An 18659-nucleotide genomic window follows, 5' to 3' on the forward strand; every position below is an offset into this window, starting at 1 on the left:
CGCGCCGTCAGAACGGTGTCGGAATGTGCCGCACAGACAGCTCAGGCTCCCGGTACCCGTCGGCCTTCTGCCCCTTCGGCAGCGTCACGTCGCTCGGCGGCAGCGGCCGGTACGGGACGCAGCTCAGCAGATGGCTGATGATGTTGAGCCGGCCGCGCTTCTTGTCATCGGTGTCCGCCACGTACCAGGGTGCCCAGGCGGTGTCCGTAGCGCGGAACATCGCGTCACGCGCCCGGGAGTAGTCGTACCACCGGCTGTACGACCGAAGGTCGAGGTCGGACAGTTTCCACACCTTGCGGGGGTCGTTGATGCGGCTCTCGAGCCGCCGCGTCTGTTCCGCCCGGCTGACCTCCAGCCAGTATTTGAGCAGGATGACGCCGGAGTCCACGATGGCCCGCTCCACTCCCGGCGTGGCCAGCAGGAAGTCGTGGACCTGCTGCTCGGTGCAGAAGTTCATGACCCGCTCGACGCCCGCGCGGTTGTACCAGCTCCGATCGAAGATCACCACGTCGCCGGCGCCCGGCAGGTGCGGCAGATACCGCTGGAGGTAGAGCTGGGACCGCTCCCGGTCGGTCGGCGCCGGCAGCGCGACGACCCGGAAGACCCGCGGGCTGACCCGCTCCGTGATCGCCTTGATCGTGCCGCCCTTGCCGGCGGTGTCGCGACCCTCGAAGATGACGCAGACCTTCGCGCCGGTGGACTTCACCCACTCCTGCATGGCGACCAGTTCGCCGTGCAGGGGACGCAGCTTGCGCTGATAGACCTTGTTCTTCATCCGGTCGTTCAGGGCGGACGCGTGCTTGGTCATGGCGTTCCTCCGTGCCGTCTCGGCGGATGGTGAGGTCAGGCCGGGCCGGCGCCGGCACGGGCCCGTGCCGGCGTGACCGCGCGTCGGGCGTCGAGGGCGACCCGCGGTGCGCGGCCCCGCCGGATCCACTTCGCGACCTCGACGACCAGCGGCAGCGCCAGGGCCAACAGGAAGCACGCCAGCCACTGCCCGCCCGTGAGTGCCTGGGTGAGCAGGCTGTGTCGCAGGAAGTCGACCCGCGTCGCCAGCACGATCAGGCCGATCGGGATCAGCGCGATCGCCGCCGCCCGGAGCACCGGCGGCAGCAGCCCACTGGCCGGATCGCGGCGGTTGACCAGCGCGTTGGCGACGGTACCCAGTCCCATGACCACGAACGTCATGGTCATGGCGGCGCTCGGTGCGTCGGTGCGCGGCTCGTCCGGGCCGACGACCAGCGGCACGAGCGCCGCGAGGAAGAGCGTGGCCGCGTAGAGGAGCCAGAACAACACGGCGGCGCGATTGGTGATCGGGACCGCGGGGTCCCGCGGCGGCCGGTGCATCACCTCCGGGTCTCCCGGATCGACGGCGATGATGACGACCCCGATCGCGGTGGCGCAGAAGAACAGGTAGAGCACCATCGACGGGGTCAGCGCCACGCCTTGGTTGACGTTGAAGGCGGTTGCCGCCACGAAGAGCATCACCAACGCCAGGAGTTGGGTCATCTGGTAGCGCACGTACGCGACGATCTTCTCGTAGACGCGGCGGCCGATCTCGACGGCGCGTACCAGGGTGCCGAAGTTGTCATCGGTGAGGATCATCCGCGCGGCCTGCTTGGTGACCTCGCTGCCGCTGCCCATCGCCACGCCGATGTCGGCCTGCTTCAGCGCCGCGGCGTCGTTGACCGCGTCGCCGGTCATCGCGACGATCAGGCCCCGCGCCTGCATCGCCCGGACGATGCGGAGCTTGTCCTGGGGCGAGACCCGGCCGAAGACGTGCGACTGCGGCAGGCGCCGCGCCAGCTCGTCCTCGGACAGTTCGCGCAGCTCGCTGCCGCTGATCGCGCCCGGACCGAGCCCCAGCGTGGCGCCGATGGCCTGGGCCGTGACGGCGTGGTCGCCGGTGATCATCCGGACGTCGATGCCGGCCGACAGGGCGGTGCGGACGGCGTCGCCGGCCTCCGCGCGGAGCGGGTCGATCATGCCCACCATGCCGACGAAACCCAGGTCCCGCGTCAGCGACATCGGGTCCGCGGCGAGTGCCGGAACCTCGTCGGCGTCGAGGAACCGGGCCGCGAACGCCAGCACCCGCAGCCCCTGCTCGCCCATGCGCCGGTTCGTGGCCGCGATGTCGGCGCGGGCCCGCTCGATCGGCACCTGGGCACCGCTCAACGGGCCGCCCGCCGTGCCGCAGCGGGCCAGCACCACGTCGGGCGCGCCCTTGACCAGGGCGACGACCCGTTCGGAGCCCGTCACCGGATACCGGTGGAAGGTCGCCATGAACTTGTAGTCCGAGTCGAACGGCACCTCGGCCACGCGTGGGTAGGCGCGCCGCGTCTCCCCGGCGTCCACACCGAGTTTGGCGGCCAACACCACCAGCGCGGCCTCGGTCGGATCGCCGACCACGCTCCCGTCGTCGCCCACGGTCGCGTCGCTGTCCAGGGCGAGTCCCAGGGCCAGCCTGGTGAAGTCGGGCACCGGGGAGCCCGCCGCGGAGGTGATCGCCCCGGACTTGCGGTAGCCCTCGCCCTCGACGGTGAACCAGGCGCCGTTCGCATAGAGGACCGAGACCATCATCTGGTTCATCGTCAGCGTGCCGGTCTTGTCGGTGTTGATGGCGCTGGTGGCGCCGAGAGTCTCGACGTCGGTGAGGTTCTTGACGATGGCCTTCGCCTCCGCGAGGCTCTTGGCGCCGTAGGAGAGCAGGCCGGCCACGAACGCCGGCAGGCCGGTAGGGATCGCCGAGATGGCCATGGCGGTGCCCAGCAGCAGAAGCTGGTCGAACGGCATGCCGCGGAGCCAGCCCACGACCACGATGAAGGCGACCGCGGTCCAGGCGACGATGCCGAGGATCTTCGTCAACGAGTCGAGCTCCCGTTGCAGCGGTGACCGGGCCCGGTGCACGGTGCTCAGCATGGTCGCGATCCGGCCCATCTCGGTCCGCATCCCGGTCGCCGTGACGACCATGGTCGCCGTACCCCGGGTCACCGAGGTGCCCTGGAACAGCATGTTGGACCGGTCGCCGAGCGCGACGTCGTCGCCGGGCAGCGTGCGGGCGTCCTTGGCGACGGGTGCGCTCTCCCCGGTGAGTGCCGCCTCCTGCGTCTCCAGCGTCGCCGAAACCAGGACGCGCCCGTCGGCGGGAACCAGGTCACCGGCCTGGAGGCGGACGATGTCGCCGGGAACGACCTCGACGGCGGGCACAAGCGCGAGCTCGCCGTCGCGGATCACTCCAGCCTCCGGCACCTGCATGCGGGAGAGCGCGTCCACGCTGGCCCGCGCCTTGAGTTCCTGCCGGGCGCCGAGGACCACGTTGAGCAGGATCAGCAGCCCCACGATGATCGAGGTGGAGATCTCGCCGATGAGAACGCTGACGGCGACCACGGCCACCAGCATGATGTTCATCGGATCCCGTAGTTGTCGCAGGGCGACGACCCACGCGGACGGAGGTTTCTCGGCGGCGATGCGGTTCGGCCCGTACCGACTCAGCCGGTTCGCTGCCTCGCCGCGGCTGAGCCCGCGGTCGGCGTCGCTCCCGCACGCCGCGACCGTGGCGTTCGCCGCCCGGGCGAACCACGGCTCGTGCCCGTCCGGGGTGTCGGCGCGCGGCTGCGCGATGGTGCTTGCTCCGTCGCTCATGGCGTGACCCCTCATGCCGACCTGGACCGCTCGGACCGGCTCCACCGTCGCGGCCGCCGGCGGACGTGCCCTCACCCGGCGGGGATGGTTTCGCCGTGCGGCCGGTCGGTGGTCCGGAGCCCGGCGAGCGCACCGAGCACCTGGACGATGCCGACGAACACCAGGACCGTCGCCCCGATGGCGATGAACGCGGCGAGTCCGAGTTTCGGCCAGACCAGGACGGCGATCGCGCCGAGGACCATCAGCAGGCCACCCCCGATCCGCCAGCCCGAGCCGCGCTCCGCCGGGGTGCCGACGGCCGTGAAGATCTCCACCAGCCCGTCCAGCAGCCAGCCGATGGCCACCACGACCAGCAGCAGCACCACCGATCCCGCGATGTTGCGCAGGCACAGGATCCCGACGATCCCGGTGAGGACACCGAAGACGATGCCGACGACGCGGTAGAGCAGCGGGTATTCTCCGGCGAACAACAACAGGCCCGCCCGGATGAAGCCCGTCACGACCAGATTGAATCCGAAGAGGAAGCCGATGACCTGGACGGTGGCGGAGGGCCAGGCGAAGACGGCGACACCGACGGCGATGGTGAGCAGGCCGACGATCAGCCGCAGCACCTCGCGGTGCTCGGAAACGGCGGGAAGGCGCATGGTCTTCTCCCTCGAGGGTGGTGACCGATGGCGAGATGCTGCCGGGAGACCCCTCGGCCGCGTATCACCCCGGGCGGTTGAGCGTGGCGGCCGGCGCGTCAGCGCTGTCGTCCTCCGACCCGCCGGCGGAGATCAACGGGTCGATCCAGCGCGTCGCCGGGTCGATGTCCACCAGCAGGCCCTTGGCGAGCAGGCTCAGCGGGATCGCCAGCAGGGCGCCGAGGGGACCCAGCACCCAGGTCCAGAACACCAGGGACAGGAACGACATGGTGGCGGACAGCCCGACCGCGGCTCCGACGACCTTCGGCTGAATCACCGACTGGATGACGAAATTGACCACGCAGTACAGCACGATGACCGTGGTCATCCGCTGCGGACCACCCTCCAGGAGCGCGAGGAGCGCCGGCGGCACCAGGCCCACCACGAACCCGACGTTGGGAATGTAGTTCGTGATGAAGGAGAGCAGTCCCCACAGCAGCGGCAGCGGGATGTCCAGCGCCCAGAGGACCACCGTGTCGATCACCGCGACGATCAGTCCGAAGACCGTCGACACCAGCAGGTAGCGACGGGTCCCCTGGGCGAACGAGCGCAACACCCCGACCACCTCGGGGCGCTCGGCCGCGGCCGCCCCGAGTCGGGCCGGGAACCGGACGGCGTCGAGACACAGGAACAGCAGGACCGCGATCAGAAAGACGCCGTTGGACAGCACGCCGAGCACGCCGCCGAGCGTGGCCCGCACCAGGTCGGCGACGCCACTCGGATCGATCATCGCCGCCACGTCGCGCAGGTGTGGTGCGTCGACTCCCAGAGCCCCGAGCGAGTTGGTCACCTCGGCCCGCAACTGCGCGAACTGGCTCTGGTACTCCGGCATGAGGTCCATCAGGCGGGCGACCGAGAACACCACCGCGCCGCCCAGCCCGAACAACACCAGGTACACCGTCGTCATGAGTGCCGCGCCGGCCACCCACGCCGGCGCGCCGAGCCTGCGCAACCCGGTGGCCAGCGGGCTCGCGGTGACCGTGAGCATCAGGGCGAGGGCGACCGGAGCCAGGATGTCGGAGACCGACCGCAGCCCGGCGACCGTGACCACGGCGCCCGCCAGGCCGAGCAGCACGACGACTCCGCGAGGAATGACCGGCACGTCACTGTCCCACTCGGCGCTGCCCGACCCGGCACTGCGTTTCACCGTGTCCCCTCCCGCTCGGCGAGCGTCTGGTCCGCGGGTCTCAGCGCGACTTGATCTCGCGACCGTGCACCGCCAGGGCATAGATGATCAGGATGTCCGTCGCGATGATGATGGTGCACCAGACCGGGTACGCCGGCAGGAACGCGACGTTGGCCAGGGCGCTCAGGACGGCGATCATGATGCCGAGTACCCGGGCCCACATCTGGCCGAAGAGGATGCCGATCCCGACGCCGACGGCGATGAGGCCGATGAGCAGCTGGGTCCAGCCCCACGCCGTGTAGTCCATGGTGAGCACCAGGCCGTTGTTGGTCACCGGGTAGTAGTCCTCCCTGAAGAGCGCGACGAACCCCTGGATGGCCTGGAAGCCGCCCATCATCAGCAGCATGATGGCGCCGAACAGGACGAAGCCCACCCACGCGGTGGGTTCGCGGCCAGGGGTCTCGTACGGTTCGTCAGGGGTGTAGCTGGGCCTCTGCTGGGTGTCGGACATGGTGATGCCACCTTTCGTCGTTTGGTCCAAGTCGTCCGGCCGCTCGGCCGGACGTCACATCTGACGCCGGCGGATCGGCGCTCGTGGAAGGTCGTTGACCGCCGCCGCTATGTACGGCCCGACAAGCGCCAGCCGCTCCGCGCTGTCCGTGGCGATCTCCAGCTGGCCGCCGTCGCCCATCAGCAGACGAACGGCGATCGGATGGGTCCCGCACCGTCTCGGAGCGCCGGGCGCGAGGGTGTATACGCCGTCCGACACCCGCGCCCGGAGCTCGACCATGCGGGCGAACACCGGTCCACGACGGACCATCAGCGCGTCGTCGACCCAGGTCGCCCACATCGGCCGGGACCACCACCGGCGCAGCCGGGGCCAGATCGCGGACCTGCACCCGCCGGCGCGGATGCGGCATCGGAAGGCCTCGTTGGCGGCGACGAAGCGTCGCCGGCCGCGGCACGCCGCGATGTCCACGCCGATCGCGGCGACGAGGAGGGCCACGATCACCAGTGAGATCAGCACGGGACCTCCTCTGCTCGGCTGTCGCCCGTATGCTCGCCCGGCGTCCGATCCCCTCGCGCCATCCGCCGCGAGTGAGATGGGGCGGTGGCGGCGGACACCACCATTCGCGGCGGACGATCCTCGCGGGCTGTCTCCCGCGCTGAGATGGGGCGTGACCTCGAGCGCTCTCGCACTCATCGCCGCTGCCGTGTTCGCCTGGGGTGCCTTCTCCGCGAGACTGGAGCGCGCCGATCTGACCGCGCCGATCGCGTTCGTGGGCGTCGGCGTCCTGCTGGCGGCGGTGTCGGGCGTCGGTGTCGACGGTGCCGCCGGCGTCGCGGTCCTCACCGAGGTGACGCTCGCCTGGGTGCTCTTCTCCGACGCGGCCCGCGTCGGGGTCCGGGAACTGCGCGCGGACTCCGGTGTGTACGCCCGGCTCCTCGGCGTGGCCCTTCCGCTGACGGTCTCGGCGGGTGCCCTCGCCGCCTGGGGGCTGCTCGGTGTCGAGACGCCCTGGCTCGCGTTGCTGATCGGCGCCGCGCTCGCCCCGACGGACGCCGCGCTCGGCGCTGTCGTGATCACCCATCCGGCGGTCCCGGTCCGGATCCGGCGGATCATGAACGTGGAGAGCGGCCTCAACGACGGCATCGTCACGCCGATCGTGATGGTCGCCCTCGCCGGAGCGGCGTCAGCTCCCGAACACGCCGGCGGAAACGCACTCGCGGCCGTGCTTCAGTTGGCCGGGGGAGCTCTGATCGGCGCGGTCGTCGGGGTCGCCGGAGGATCGTTGCTGCGGGTGGCGGGTCGGCGCGGCTGGACGGCGGACGGCTTCGCCGGTCCCGCGGTTCTCGCCCTGGCCCTGGTGGCGTACACCGCCGCCCTGGCCGGCCACGGCAACGGGTTCGTCGCGGCTTTCGCCGGGGGCATCGCGTTCGGACGCGTCGCCGGTTCTGGCGGGCCGCGTGAGGTGTCCTATGTCGAGCAAACGGCGGGCCTGGCGTCGCTGGTGGTCTGGCTGCTGTTCGGCGCGGTCGCGGTCCCGCTGCTGTACGGGCGGATCGACGGCACCCTGATCCTCTACGCCGTGCTGAGCCTGACCGCGGTGCGGATGGTTCCGGTGGCTCTGAGCCTCGTCGGCGCCCGGTTCGGGGCGCGTGCGGTCCTCTTCGTGGGCTGGTTCGGCCCCCGCGGGCTGGCCTCCGTCGTCTTCGCGCTGCTCGCCGTGGAGCACCTGGGTGAGCGCGCCGATCCCGCGGTCGCGATCATCGTCTTGACCGTGCTCCTGAGCGTCGTGGCCCACGGCCTCACCGCCGGTCCGTGTGCCACCCGGTTCGGCGCGCGGGTCACGCCGAGCGGCGGGCGGGTCTCGCCGAGCGACGAGCCCGCCGCCGGGGAACCGGCCGCTGCCGAGCGGCTGCGGTCCTCGTCGAAGGACGCCATTCGCCGCCGTGGTGCCCGGTCATGACCCCTGGTGGGCCGGATCCTCGTCCGTGGGAAGCCGGCGTACCTCGACAAGGCGCAACCCGAGACCGTGGAGGCGGGAGATCAAGCCGACGACCGCGGACTGGTCCGGCAGGCAGCCGTGCAGAACGGTTTCCGGCGGTTCGACGCTGACGGTCAGGTCGTGCAGCTCCGACAGCAATTCCGCGGGGATCACCCCGGAGACCCTGACCTGGTATGACGCCTCGGGCATGAGCCTTTCCCTCCGTCGTCGGGTTCGCCGATCCGTCATCCGGTGAATCGGCCGCTGCGTCTGCGCTGGGCGCGCATCAGGGCGACTTCGTCCGCGCCCGAGACGACGATCCGCGGGTCCGGGACGAAGTCGAGGTCCGCGTTCCGCTCCTTGTAGTCGACCGCGTCGAGGATGACCTTGATGGTGTTCAGCCGGGCCTGTCGCTTGTCGTTGGAGCGCACGATCAGCCAGGGCGCCGCCTTGGTGTCGGTACGCACCAGCATGTCGTACTTGTGGTTGGTGAAGTCGTCCCACCGGTTCTGGGCTTGCAGGTCGATCTCGCTGAGCTTCCATTGGCGCAGGGGATCGGTCAGGCGTCGCTCGAAGCGGCGGGCCTGCTCCTCCTTGGTGACGCTGAAGTACAGCTTGACGAGGATGGTGCCCTGGCGGACCAGGTCCTTCTCGAACCCGGTGACGCCACGCAGGAAGTTCTGGTATTCCTTGTGGCTGCAGAATCCGAAGACCCGTTCCACCATCGCGCGGTTGTACCAGCTCCGGTCGAACAACACGATCTCTCCGCCGGTGGGGAACTGCGCCACGTAGCGCTGGAAGTACCACTGTGAGCGCTGCTCCTCGGTGGGCCGGCCGAGGGCGACGACGCGGTAGTGCTTCTCGTTCATGAACCGGGTGACCCGACGGATCGCGCCGCCCTTGCCCGCCGCGTCCCGGCCCTCGAACAGCACGACCATCCGGAGGTCCTCGGCCTCGAGATGGCGCTGCAACTTGAGGAGCTCTATCTGCCAGGGTCGCAGGCATTTGTCCTTCTTCGACCCGCGGGCCGACGGGGGTGACGCGGTCATGGTGGTCCTCCTTCGACCGGCCGGCTATCAGCCTGGACTCCCGCATCGTCGCGACAGGTCATCCCGGGCGGGTGACGTCTCCGATCAGGCCCAGCGAGCGGGCCCGGCGCACCGCCTCGTTGCGTCGCGACGCGGAGAGTTTCCGCAGGATGCTGCGTACGTGGGTCTTCACCGTGTTGACCGAGACGTACAGCGTGGCGGCGATCTCCTCGGTCGGCAGCATGGCCGCCATGCCCTGCAGAACCTCCATCTCCCGCCGGCTCAGCGCCTCGACGATCACCAGGCTGTCGGGGTTCGCCGCCCGGGCGCCCGGGCGCTGGCCCGCGGGTGCGTCGCCCTGCAGGGCCCGGTACTGACTCGCGAGCTCGTCGTCGTCGCGCAGCACCCGGCGCAACCGTGCCCAGACCTGTTGGACGGCGCGGCGCTGCAGCTCCGGGGCGGCTCCGCGCAGCGCGTGCCGCAGGGAGCTGCGCGCGTGCTCGACGTCGCCGAGCTGCTCGGCGATCGTGGCCATGACGAGCCAGGCCTCCACGCCGGTCGGCGGGGTCAACGCGCCCGAGGCGAGCACCGGCAGGAGAATCTCGGCCGCCGGTTGCGGTTCACCGCGGGCCGCGAGGGCTGCGGCATGGAGCACGACGACTTCCGGCACGTGCGGCTGGGCGAATCGGCCGACGGTCTCGAACGCCTCCTGGGGCCGGCCGGTGACGATCAGCAGATGACCGTGGGACACGGCCAGCTCCCGCGCGAGCCACTGGGGAGGTGGCGGGCCGGGCGAGGTCAGAGCCTCCTCGAGCAGAGCCATGGCACCTCGCAGTTCGCCGCGTGCCTGCAACCGGCGCGACTTCACGAGGCCGTAGGCGGCCGCGGCGACTCCGTCTGCCCGGGGGTGATGTCTGGGATCCGAGGCGCGCAGGTGACGGCCGGCCGCGTCGACGTGATAGCGCTCCATCGCCACCCAGGCCAGGGCCAGGTGCGCCAGGACGGGTCGGTGTGCCGGCTCCAGCCCGCACCGGTCGGCGGCCTCGAGCGCCTCGGTGGCCAGCTTGCCGGCGTGATCGAGTCGTCCCCGGTACGCCTCGAGGAGCGCCAGGTGCTCCAGGCAGTTTATCGCCAGATACCGGCAGCCGGGCACCGTCGAGGCGGCCACCTGCGCCAGGCATGGTACGGCCGCGTCGAGGGCGCCGAGGTGGCTGTGCGCGAAGCCCCGGGCGGCCGTCGTCAGCAGGCGCAGCTCGGGACGCTTCGTCAGGACCCCGGCCGGTGTCCCGGCGAGGGCCTGCTCGGTGGCCGGGCTGAGCTGTAACACCTGGTGGTGCTCGCCGCGCGCCGCCGCGAGCAGGAGGCCCAGGATCGAGTCGGCCAGCGCGAGGGCCTCGCTGTATTCCCAGCCGCGGCGGATGACCAGATCCTCGGCTCTGGCCAGCTGCCGTGCGCAGCGGTCGAGGGAGGCGTCGGCCAGGGCCAGCGCGGCGGCCACGACGGCGGCCTCGGCGTCGTCGCAGTCGTCGGGAAGCTGTCCCAGGAGCGTGCCCAGCCGACCGGTGTCGCCCTCGAGGACGAGCCGGCCGATCATGTAGTGGTCGACGGCGATCGTGGCGGCCGTGTGCCAGTCCCGTGCCTTGACGGCGTGACTGACCGCCTCGACGGTCTGGCCGTGTGCCGCCAACCAGACCGCGGCGTGGCCGTGGAGATCCGCGGTGCGTTCCGGGGCCTCGCACATGAGCTGGGCACGCAGCAGTTCGGCGAACAGACGGTGGAACCGGTACGTCGCGGAGTACTCGGCGGCCGGCTGGACGAAGGCGTTCCGTCGCTCGAGCTCCGCGAGCAGCCGACGGGCGTCGGCGCGTCCGGTGACGGCCGCGGCCAGCTCGGGCGTGAACGTGTCCAGAATGCTGGCCTCCAGGAGGAATGCCCGAACATGCGGCGGCTGGACCCGCAACACCTCGTCGACGAAATACTCCGCGATGGTGGCCTCGTTGCCGGTGATGGTGTCGACCAGGTGCTCGGCGTCGCGGTGATCCTGGAGGGCCATGGCGAACAACCGCAGGCCGGCCGCCCATCCCTCGGTGTGTTCCAGCAGCGATGCCAGCCCCGGCGGACTCAGGTGGACGCTGTGCAGTTCGAGGAGTTCGGCCGCCTCCTCGGTGGTGAAGGCGAGATTCTCACTGCGGATCTCGGTCAACCGCCCGGCGAGCCGGTAGCGGTGCAGCGGCAGGGGCGGATCCCAGCGACCGATCAGCGCCAGCCGCAGCGCCGGACTCGTGTGCCGCAGGACGAACTCCAGGTCCGCGGCCCACTGGTCGCCGGCGATGCTCGACGCGCCGTCGAGGACGAGCAGCGTCGGCAGTTCCTGCTCCGACAGCTCTGCTGCCAGCCGTACCAGGAAAGACCTGTCGACGCCCGCCCGCGAGGGCGGGGCCGTCAACGACGCGGAGACGGAGACGCCGGCGCGGCGCAGTGCCGCCACCACGTACGTCCAGAACCCCGACACCTGGTCGTCCTCGTCTTCGAGGGTGATCCAAGCGACGGCGGTGTGCGCGGCCTCACCGCGGACCCACGAGGCCGCCAGTTGCGTCTTGCCGCTGCCGGCGGGCCCCACCACCAACGTGACCGGGGTGTCCCGGCGGGCGATGAGCGTGTCGAGCAGGCGGGGTCGTGCCACCATGAAGTGTGGTCGTTCGGGGATCTCGAACTTGGACTCGAGCAGGGGATCGCCATCCGTGTCCGGACCGATCACTGGCGTGGTGACAGCGAGATCAGCACGCACGAGTCCTCCCTCCTGTACGGCATTCACGGAGCTGCGCCTCCAGCCTTGTCGCCGATCCGACCCTCCACATCGTCCGGATCGGATAGTTTCGCGGAGATCCTCCCCGGCGGATGGTGCATTGCGCGGTGCGTGGATGTTTGCTCGCTTGACGCGAGCGGAGCCTCGCCGTTACGGAGGTGCGCCATGGCAGATCAGAGTGCGGAAGCGGTGACGAGGCACCTGACACCGGAGGCGAGGCTGGCGGCGGGACGGTCGGCCCGCCTTCGGACGTCCGTCGACGCGCACGCGATCGTGCCGCACGACGATGACCGCCCCGATCCGGTCGACCTGCTGGCCCGCCAGGAGGCGGCCCGGGTGCCCGAGCTCGTCCCGATCCGGTACGGCCGGATGCTCGCCTCCCCGTTCGCGTTCTTCCGTGGTGCCGCCGTTGTCATGGCGGCGGACCTGGCGCGGACCCCGGTCTCGGGACTGATGTGCCAGCTCTGCGGGGACGCGCATCTGAGCAACTTCGGAATGTTCGCGTCGGCGGAGCGGCGGCTGGTGTTCGACGTCAACGATTTCGACGAGACGTACCCGGGCTTCTGGGAGTGGGACGTCAAGCGCCTGGCGGCGAGCCTGGTCGTCGCGGCCCGGCACAACGGCTTCCGCCGCGGCGTCCGCGCGGCCGTCGTGCTCGAGTCCGTGGGCCGGTACCGGCGGGCCATGCACCGCTTCGCCGCGCAGCGCGAGGTCGACGTCTGGTACGCGCGCGCCGATCTCGAGGAGCTGAACGGACTGCTGCGGAGCCAGATCAGCAAGGCCGGGCGCAAGCGCCTGGCCACCGCCACGGCGAAGGCGCGCACCCGCGACAGCATGCACGCGTTCCGCAAGATGACGGCGCTGGTGGACGGACGTCGCCGCCTCGTGGCCGACCCGCCGCTGATCGTGCCGCTGTCGGATCTGCTGCCGACCACCGGACAAGCGGAGCTGGAGACCCAGCTGCGGGGCCTGTTGGCCGGTTACGCCGACACCCTGGCGGCCGAACGGCGCCATCTGTTCCACCAGTTCCGGCTGGTGGACGTCGCCCGCAAGGTCGTCGGGGTCGGCAGCGTCGGCACCCGCTGCTGGGTCGTGCTGCTGAGCGGGCGCGACGAGAACGATCCGCTGCTGTTGCAGGTGAAGGAGGCGATGCCCTCGGTCCTGGCCCCCTATGTGGAGCCCGGTGCGGTCGGATGGCGCAGCGAGGGGGAGCGGGTCGTGTCCGGGCAGCGGTTGATGCAGGCCACCGGCGACATCTTTCTCGGCTGGCAGACCTTCGCGGGCATCGACGGCCGCACGCGCGACTTCTGCGTGCGGCAGTTGCGCGACTGGAAGGGTTCGGCGCTCATCGACACAATGGACCCGGAAGCGATGCGGGTGTATGGCGCGATCTGTGGCTGGACCCTCGCCCGAGCGCACGCCCGCACCGGCGACCGGATCGCGCTGGCCGGCTATCTCGGCGACGACGCCGCCTTCGACCGCGCATTGGTGGAGTTCGCCGAGAGCTACGCCGACCGCAACGAACGCGACTACGAGGGCCTGGTGGCGGCGGCGCGCTCGGGCCGGATCCAGGTACGCGAGGGCGTCTGACGGATGCGCTCAGCCGGCGTGGAAAAGCCCGAGTCGGTAGAGACGCTCCAGCCGGCGGACGGTGAACGGGTGCGAGCGTGGCAGCTGGGAGAGCCCGACCCAGAACCCCCGCAGCGCCTTGCCCTGGCGGACCAGCTCGTCCACGTCGACGACGGTCTCGGTGTGCCGGCCCGAGGCGAGCACCACCAGGCCGGTCGCCCCCAGGGGCGACAGCCGGGCGCCGTGACGGTCGCAGGAATACTCCCGCAGCCGGGACAGCGCCGGTCCCAGCAGCGGAATCCGTTCCGAGTACGCCACGGCGAGCTGGTACCACAGTGAGACGTGGTGCAACCGGATGTGGCCGAGCTCGTGGCCCAGGATGAACCGCAGGCCGTCCCGGTTGTGGTGTTGCAGGTTCACGAACAGCTCGTTGGACAACACCACGTAGTCGTGGCCGGTGGCCTGCGCCGCGAAGGCGTTCAGGGCGCCGTTGCCGTTGCCGAGGTAGATCTGCGGACGGCGGCGCAGCCCCAGCTGATGCGCGAAGTCGTCCGCCGTGCGATACAGGTCGCCGTACTGGCGCGGCGACAGCTCCACCGCGGTGCCGCGCACCGAGGCCCGCTGCGTCTCACGGATCACGACGAGCGCCGGGATGAGGAGCAACAGGCCGATCAGCGCGGTGCGGATGGTCGTCGCCCAGGCGGTCCCCTCGAGGCTCTCCGGCAGATACGGCAGCATCACGGCGGCTTGCACGATCGCCACGATGATGAGCACGTTGAGCACCGCCATGAAGATGAAGAACGGCAGCTCGGCGGGGTGTCGCAACGAGGTGCGGGCTTTGGCGTGCTGGCGCGTCGACGTCGACACAGTGATCCTCCTTGAGGCACAGACGCTGGTGCACGAGCCTTGCTCGCGCTGAGCGTCCGACACGCGAGGTGCGGCCGCCTCACCCCGCTGAGATGAGGTCGCGGTGCCGGTCGGGCGCGAGGATCCTCCGAGAGGTTCACGAGCCGGATCGGAGGACGTCATGGTCGACCCCACCGGCGCCGGGTCGGCGCGGCGCTGGCTGGCCCGACTCGCCTTCGCCGCCGCGGCCGCCGCCACGATCCTCGTGCTCGCCGTGGCCGGTCTGCGCGCGAGTGTCGCCCTGGTGGTCGTCGCCCTGGCGGGCATGGCGACCGCCCTCGCCGCGGCGTGGTGGTTCCTGACCCACCGGGGGCTGCTGCGCGCCCTGGCCGCCGCCGTCGTGGTCCTCGCGCCGTTGACCGTCGCCGTCCTCTACGCCCGCGCCCATCTCGTCGGGGTCGTCGTCGTGTTCGCTCTGCTCTGGTCGGCGGCGCTGGCCGCGGGACGGCGGGCCCTCTCGGTGTCGGCTTCCCGGCCCCGGGAGTACGACACGCCACCGCCGCTCCGGCCGTACCTGATCATGAATCCGCGCTCCGGCGGCGGCAAGGTCGTGCGATTCGCCCTGGCGGAGCGGGCCCGGGCGCTCGGCGCCGAGGTCGTGCTGATCGGCGCCGACACGGATGTTGCCGAGCTGGCCCGGCGGGCCGTGCGCGACGGGGCCGACCTGCTGGGCGTCGCCGGTGGCGACGGCACCCAGGCTCTCGTCGCCGGCATCGCCGTGGAGAGCGGGCTGCCGTTCCTGGTCGTCTCCGCGGGCACCCGCAACCACTTCGCCCTCGACCTCGGCCTCGACCGGGAGGACCCGGCGAGGTGCCTCGAGGCTCTCACCGACGGCGTGGAGCTGCGGGTGGACCTCGGCATGGTGGGCTCGCGGGCATTCGTCAACAACGCTTCGTTCGGTGCGTACGCGGCCGTGGTGCAGAGCCCGGCCTACCGCGATCACAAGACCCGGACCACCCTCGACCTGCTGCCCGGTCTGCTGACCGGCCACCGGGGACCCGGACTGCGGCTGTCGGCGGGCGACACGGTCGTGTCCGGCCCTCAGGCCGTACTGGTCAGCAACAATCCGTACGCCACCGACGACATCGCCGGCCTCGGACACCGCCCCCGGCTCGACGCCGGCGTGCTCGGCGTCCTGGCCGTCACGGTGCGCGGCGCGCTCGACGCGGCCGGGCTGGTTCGCGGACGACGACGGTCGCGGTCGCTGACCGTGGTCACCACGGGCGAGGCGGTGATCGACGCCGACGCGCCGTCGGTCTCCGTGGGCATCGACGGTGAGGCTGTGACCATGCCCACGCCGGTGCGGTGCACGATCCGGCCGGGCGCCCTGCGGGTCAGGGTGCCGCGCCACCGGAGGGTCGCCTCGCCGAGGCCCGAGCTGGACTGGGCCCGGCTGCGCCGGCTGGCCCTGTCCACCGGCCGCCCATGACGCCGGGCCGCCCGGGCGGACTCGTCATCGCGCACCTGTCGGACCTGCATCTGGGCGCCCACGATCCGGACGCCGTGGAGTCGGTGATCGCCGATGTCGCGGCCGTACGCCCGACGCTCACCGTGGTCACCGGCGACTGCACCATGCGCGCCCGGGTCCACCAGTTCCGCCAGGCGCGGGACCTGCTCGACCGCCTTCCCGCCCCCCTGCTCGTGGTCCTCGGCAATCACGACGTGCCGCTGGTCAGCGGCGCGCGGTTCGTGGCGCCGTACCGGCGTTATCGGCGGCTGGTCCACCGCGACCTCGACCCGGTGCTGAGGTTGCCCGGGCTGACCGCGCTCGGGCTGCACTCCGCGCCACGCTGGCGCTGGAAGAGCGGCCGGGTGACGCGGCGTCAGGGCGACGCCGTCGTGACGGTCCTCGGCGCCGCGCCCGCCGGGAGCGTTCGTCTGCTGGCGCTGCACCATCCGCCCCGGGCGCCCGGCCTGGCCCGGGTCGCCGGCCGCGACCGCCTGTTGCGGGCCCTCGCGGCCGGGCGGGTGGACCTGCTCCTGGCCGGGCACACCCATGTGCCGGCATCGGGGCTCGTGCGGGTGGCGGGGACCGCGCACCGGCTGGTCGAGGTCGTGGCGGGCACCGCGACGAGCGGGCGCACCCGCGGGGTCGGCCGCTCGTGGACCGTGATCAGAGTGGACGAGAGGGCGATCGTCGTCGAGGAACGCCATCAGGCGGGGTCCGGCTGGGCTCCGGGCCGAACGCGGTGCTTCCCGCGGCGGCTCTGAGGCGGATCACGGCGGTCCGAGCAACCTTGTCATGGATCGCCTGACGCCGGCGGTCCACCAGCGCCCACACCGCGCCTATCGGGAAATATGCCAGGACCACCGCGCGGACGGCGGCCGACAGCCAGGACAGGCGGTGGGCGCGGACGGCGACGACCCGCAGGCCGAGCAGGGCCATGGCGGGAGTCCGGCCGGCCAGGGCCCAGAAGAGCGCGTTGTAGCTCGCCAGCAGGGCGGGCAGCACCAGCAGGTAGGCCGAGGCGACGGCGCGGGGGATCCCTGGGTGCAGGCCCATCACCGACGTGATCATGCCGGCCAGCGCGGTGGCGCTGGTGAAGAGGACGGCGACGATGACGGTGTCCAGCACGTATGCGATCGACCGGCTGACCGGCCCGGCATACTTCCGCGACACCGCGGGCTCACAGGTCGCCCGATGGTGCCGGCTTCGGCCGGAGAGCGTGGAACATGCGCAGGGTCAGTCTGTCCACCGCGGTGTCGCCGGCCTCCGCGCCGGCCCGCAGACGGCCGACCAACTCGTCGACCATGCTCTCGCGTTGTCCTTGAATGAGCGCCCGGATCCGTTCAGGTTCCTCCTCCAGCAGCAGAAGGACGTCGTCGAGCACCGCACGCACGACGGGACGCAGCACACGCTGGAGCTGGTTGTCCACGATGTGGTCGATCAGCGAGGAGGTCGCGACGGCCGCGACGGCCGACTCGGCCGCTTCCGCCGTCCGCTGCCGGTAGCGGGCCCGCTCGACCGCACCTCGGGCGGCCAACTCGGCCATGCGCTGCCGTCGGTCCTCCGCGACCCGGCGGAGGTCGCGGATCAGGCGGACCGCGGCCGCCTCCACCTCGAACGCCGCGCCCACCGCCGCGTCGCTCCACCGGGTGGATCCTCGCTGCGGAGCCGGAGCCGGAGCCGGAGCCGGAGCCGGAGCCGCAGCCGCAGCCGCAGCGGCCAGAACCGGGCTGATGGGTACGGAATGGGGCGTCGAGTCCGTGGCGGTCATGCCACCACGGTGTCGCGCCGCGCCCTCGATCGGGCCACCCGTGGCGGATGAACCGCGTCCACGAACGCGGATGCAGCCGGACCCCTGTCCGGCTGCATCCGTGCTGGTGTGCGGTCAGCGGCGGCGACGGGCCACCCGTCGCGCTGTGCGGCGACCCGTGCGCCGGGCCACCCGACGAGATCCGAACATGTCCGTACCTCCTGTTCTCGGGCGGCGGCCGTCAGCGGGCCGCCGCGGTCTCGAGGTCGTGCAGTACCTTGGCCTCCTGCGCGGTCGCCAGGCCGATCTCGACGAGGTCGAGGGGACTGATGAAGGCGTCGCCGATCCGGTAGCCGCCGGCCCGGAACACGGCGTCGCGCAACGGCACGGCCCAGTGGTGCTCGATCAGCAGCAGTGCCGCGGCGCTGTCGTCGGGAATCTCGGCGAGGATGTCCCAGGCGTCCGCGTCGCTGAAGGCATGCAGGCCCTGCGTCACGGCGGTCTCGGCGCCTTCGGCGGCGCCGGCCTCCATGCCGGCCTCGCCGTCGATGCCGAGCCCGACCAGCGCGCCGATCTTGCTTCCCAGCTCGACCGCTTCCTCGGTGGACAGGTTGCTCAAATGCTCGACTTCAATCTCGCCGTTGGCGTCCTTGTAGACGGCGAGCGCGTCGATGACGCGAACGGTGTCGCTCTTGCGGAGCCTCTCCAACTCCGCGATGACTTCACCCTGGAAGTTCGGATGGGAAAAACCCAGCACGATCATCTGGACCGGACCGATGGACATCCGCTGTCACTCCCTTCCCGACCGGACAGCAGGGTGAGGATCACCCCGCTTCGATCGTCGTGGGCTCCGGCTAGCTGGCGCCTCATCCATCGAGGGTGACCGTGTGCCCGTCGCCGGGTTCGCCGTCCTGGCAGCGGACGCGGATCAACTCGACGCCGGAGCGGTCCAACTCGGCCAGCAGCCGGCGCAGCCCCTCGGCCGACAGGCGCGCGTGGATCGTCGACTGTCGGACGACGGCCCGGCAATGGACGTCGGAGAAGGCGGAACGGAGTACCGGGCCGAGAAAACCTTCTACACAGATCTCGTAGTGCACGGCCATGGCGGATTGAGCCTCCGTCGGGTGGTGAAGCGTCGGATCTCCTACCGTGCCCGCACCCGGCCGCCCGTGCTTCATTCGTACGGAATGAGGCTCGCGACCGCCGCACCTGG

General features: G+C 71.3%; 18 protein-coding genes. 4 read left to right on the top strand and 14 right to left on the bottom strand.

The features are described from left to right. Window positions 1-7 precede the first annotated feature (7 nt). The 6 genes from ppk2 (AB0M36_RS05230) to AB0M36_RS05255 all read right to left on the bottom strand — a co-directional run bounded on the left by ppk2 (AB0M36_RS05230) (window position 8) and on the right by AB0M36_RS05255 (window position 6478). Entirely contained in the window at window positions 8-808 is an 801-nt protein-coding gene (ppk2, locus tag AB0M36_RS05230) for a polyphosphate kinase 2 (RefSeq protein ID WP_364152721.1), read from the bottom strand. A gap of 35 nt (window positions 809-843) precedes the next feature. Further along, window positions 844-3642 carry a cation-translocating P-type ATPase gene (locus AB0M36_RS05235; protein ID WP_364152724.1) on the bottom strand — a complete coding sequence of 933 codons (2799 nt, stop codon included), beginning with the start codon at window positions 3640-3642 and terminating at the stop codon, window positions 844-846. 71 nt (window positions 3643-3713) lie between these two features. After that, on the bottom strand, window positions 3714-4286 hold the full coding sequence (locus AB0M36_RS05240; protein WP_364152727.1) for a DUF308 domain-containing protein: 573 nt from the start codon (window positions 4284-4286) through the stop codon (window positions 3714-3716). 64 nt (window positions 4287-4350) lie between these two features. Beyond that, window positions 4351-5472 carry an AI-2E family transporter gene (locus AB0M36_RS05245; RefSeq protein ID WP_364152729.1) on the bottom strand — a complete coding sequence of 374 codons (1122 nt, stop codon included), beginning with the start codon at window positions 5470-5472 and terminating at the stop codon, window positions 4351-4353. A 40-nt stretch (window positions 5473-5512) separates the two neighbouring features. Next, window positions 5513-5962 (bottom strand): hypothetical protein, encoded by a 450-nt coding sequence (locus AB0M36_RS05250; RefSeq protein WP_364152731.1) that lies wholly within the window; start codon window positions 5960-5962, stop codon window positions 5513-5515. Window positions 5963-6016: 54 nt separating this feature from the next. Further along, a complete protein-coding gene (locus AB0M36_RS05255) occupies window positions 6017-6478 on the bottom strand; it encodes a hypothetical protein (RefSeq protein ID WP_364152733.1) in 462 nt (153 codons plus the stop codon). A 151-nt stretch (window positions 6479-6629) separates the two neighbouring features. On the opposite strand from AB0M36_RS05255, the gene AB0M36_RS05260 reads away from it, so the two are divergent. Next, window positions 6630-7922: a cation:proton antiporter gene (locus AB0M36_RS05260; protein ID WP_364152736.1), complete on the top strand. Its 1293-nt coding sequence runs from the start codon at window positions 6630-6632 to the stop codon at window positions 7920-7922. Here AB0M36_RS05260 and AB0M36_RS05265 read toward each other — a convergent pair. Genes AB0M36_RS05265 through AB0M36_RS05275 form a run of 3 tightly spaced genes read right to left on the bottom strand, consistent with a single transcriptional unit; the run spans window position 7917 to window position 11756 of the window. After that, the gene (locus AB0M36_RS05265; protein ID WP_364152739.1) at window positions 7917-8150 is read right to left on the bottom strand and encodes a hypothetical protein; all 234 of its coding nucleotides are present in this window, start codon (window positions 8148-8150) and stop codon (window positions 7917-7919) included. The two genes, AB0M36_RS05260 and AB0M36_RS05265, sit on opposite strands and share 6 nt — an antisense overlap. Window positions 8151-8185: 35 nt before the next feature. Beyond that, window positions 8186-8989: a polyphosphate kinase 2 gene (ppk2, locus tag AB0M36_RS05270; protein ID WP_364152742.1), complete on the bottom strand. Its 804-nt coding sequence runs from the start codon at window positions 8987-8989 to the stop codon at window positions 8186-8188. A gap of 58 nt (window positions 8990-9047) precedes the next feature. After that, a complete protein-coding gene (locus AB0M36_RS05275) occupies window positions 9048-11756 on the bottom strand; it encodes a LuxR C-terminal-related transcriptional regulator (RefSeq protein ID WP_364152745.1) in 2709 nt (902 codons plus the stop codon). Between the two features lie 183 nt (window positions 11757-11939). On the opposite strand from AB0M36_RS05275, the gene AB0M36_RS05280 reads away from it, so the two are divergent. Next, window positions 11940-13364, top strand: coding sequence for a DUF2252 domain-containing protein (locus AB0M36_RS05280; protein ID WP_364152747.1), 1425 nt, complete (start codon window positions 11940-11942; stop codon window positions 13362-13364). A 9-nt stretch (window positions 13365-13373) separates the two neighbouring features. On the opposite strand, the gene AB0M36_RS05285 is transcribed toward AB0M36_RS05280, so the two are convergent. Then, complete coding sequence (locus AB0M36_RS05285) at window positions 13374-14210, bottom strand: M48 family metallopeptidase (RefSeq protein ID WP_364152750.1); 837 nt, start codon at window positions 14208-14210, stop codon at window positions 13374-13376. Window positions 14211-14370: 160 nt separating this feature from the next. On the opposite strand from AB0M36_RS05285, the gene AB0M36_RS05290 reads away from it, so the two are divergent. Together AB0M36_RS05290 and AB0M36_RS05295 are read left to right on the top strand one after the other, a co-directional pair. Beyond that, window positions 14371-15678, top strand: a complete 1308-nt coding sequence (locus tag AB0M36_RS05290) for a diacylglycerol kinase family protein (RefSeq protein WP_364152752.1) — start codon at window positions 14371-14373, stop codon at window positions 15676-15678. After that, window positions 15675-16460, top strand: coding sequence for a metallophosphoesterase (locus tag AB0M36_RS05295; RefSeq protein WP_364152754.1), 786 nt, complete (start codon window positions 15675-15677; stop codon window positions 16458-16460). The genes AB0M36_RS05290 and AB0M36_RS05295 overlap by 4 nt, the downstream gene beginning before the upstream one ends. On the opposite strand, the gene AB0M36_RS05300 is transcribed toward AB0M36_RS05295, so the two are convergent. The 4 genes from AB0M36_RS05300 to AB0M36_RS05315 form a co-directional block, all read right to left on the bottom strand. Beyond that, a complete protein-coding gene (locus AB0M36_RS05300; protein WP_364152756.1) occupies window positions 16363-16869 on the bottom strand; it encodes an RDD family protein in 507 nt (168 codons plus the stop codon). The two genes, AB0M36_RS05295 and AB0M36_RS05300, sit on opposite strands and share 98 nt — an antisense overlap. A gap of 7 nt (window positions 16870-16876) precedes the next feature. Continuing rightward, window positions 16877-17467, bottom strand: coding sequence for a hypothetical protein (locus AB0M36_RS05305; RefSeq protein ID WP_364152757.1), 591 nt, complete (start codon window positions 17465-17467; stop codon window positions 16877-16879). 220 nt (window positions 17468-17687) lie between these two features. Then, entirely contained in the window at window positions 17688-18230 is a 543-nt protein-coding gene (locus AB0M36_RS05310; RefSeq protein ID WP_364152760.1) for a hypothetical protein, read from the bottom strand. 82 nt (window positions 18231-18312) lie between these two features. Then, window positions 18313-18549: a hypothetical protein gene (locus tag AB0M36_RS05315; protein ID WP_364152763.1), complete on the bottom strand. Its 237-nt coding sequence runs from the start codon at window positions 18547-18549 to the stop codon at window positions 18313-18315. Between the last annotated feature and the right edge of the window lie 110 nt (window positions 18550-18659).

It is taken from the genome of Actinoplanes sp. NPDC051346, assembly GCF_040682215.1.
Taxonomy (GTDB): domain Bacteria; phylum Actinomycetota; class Actinomycetes; order Mycobacteriales; family Micromonosporaceae; genus Actinoplanes.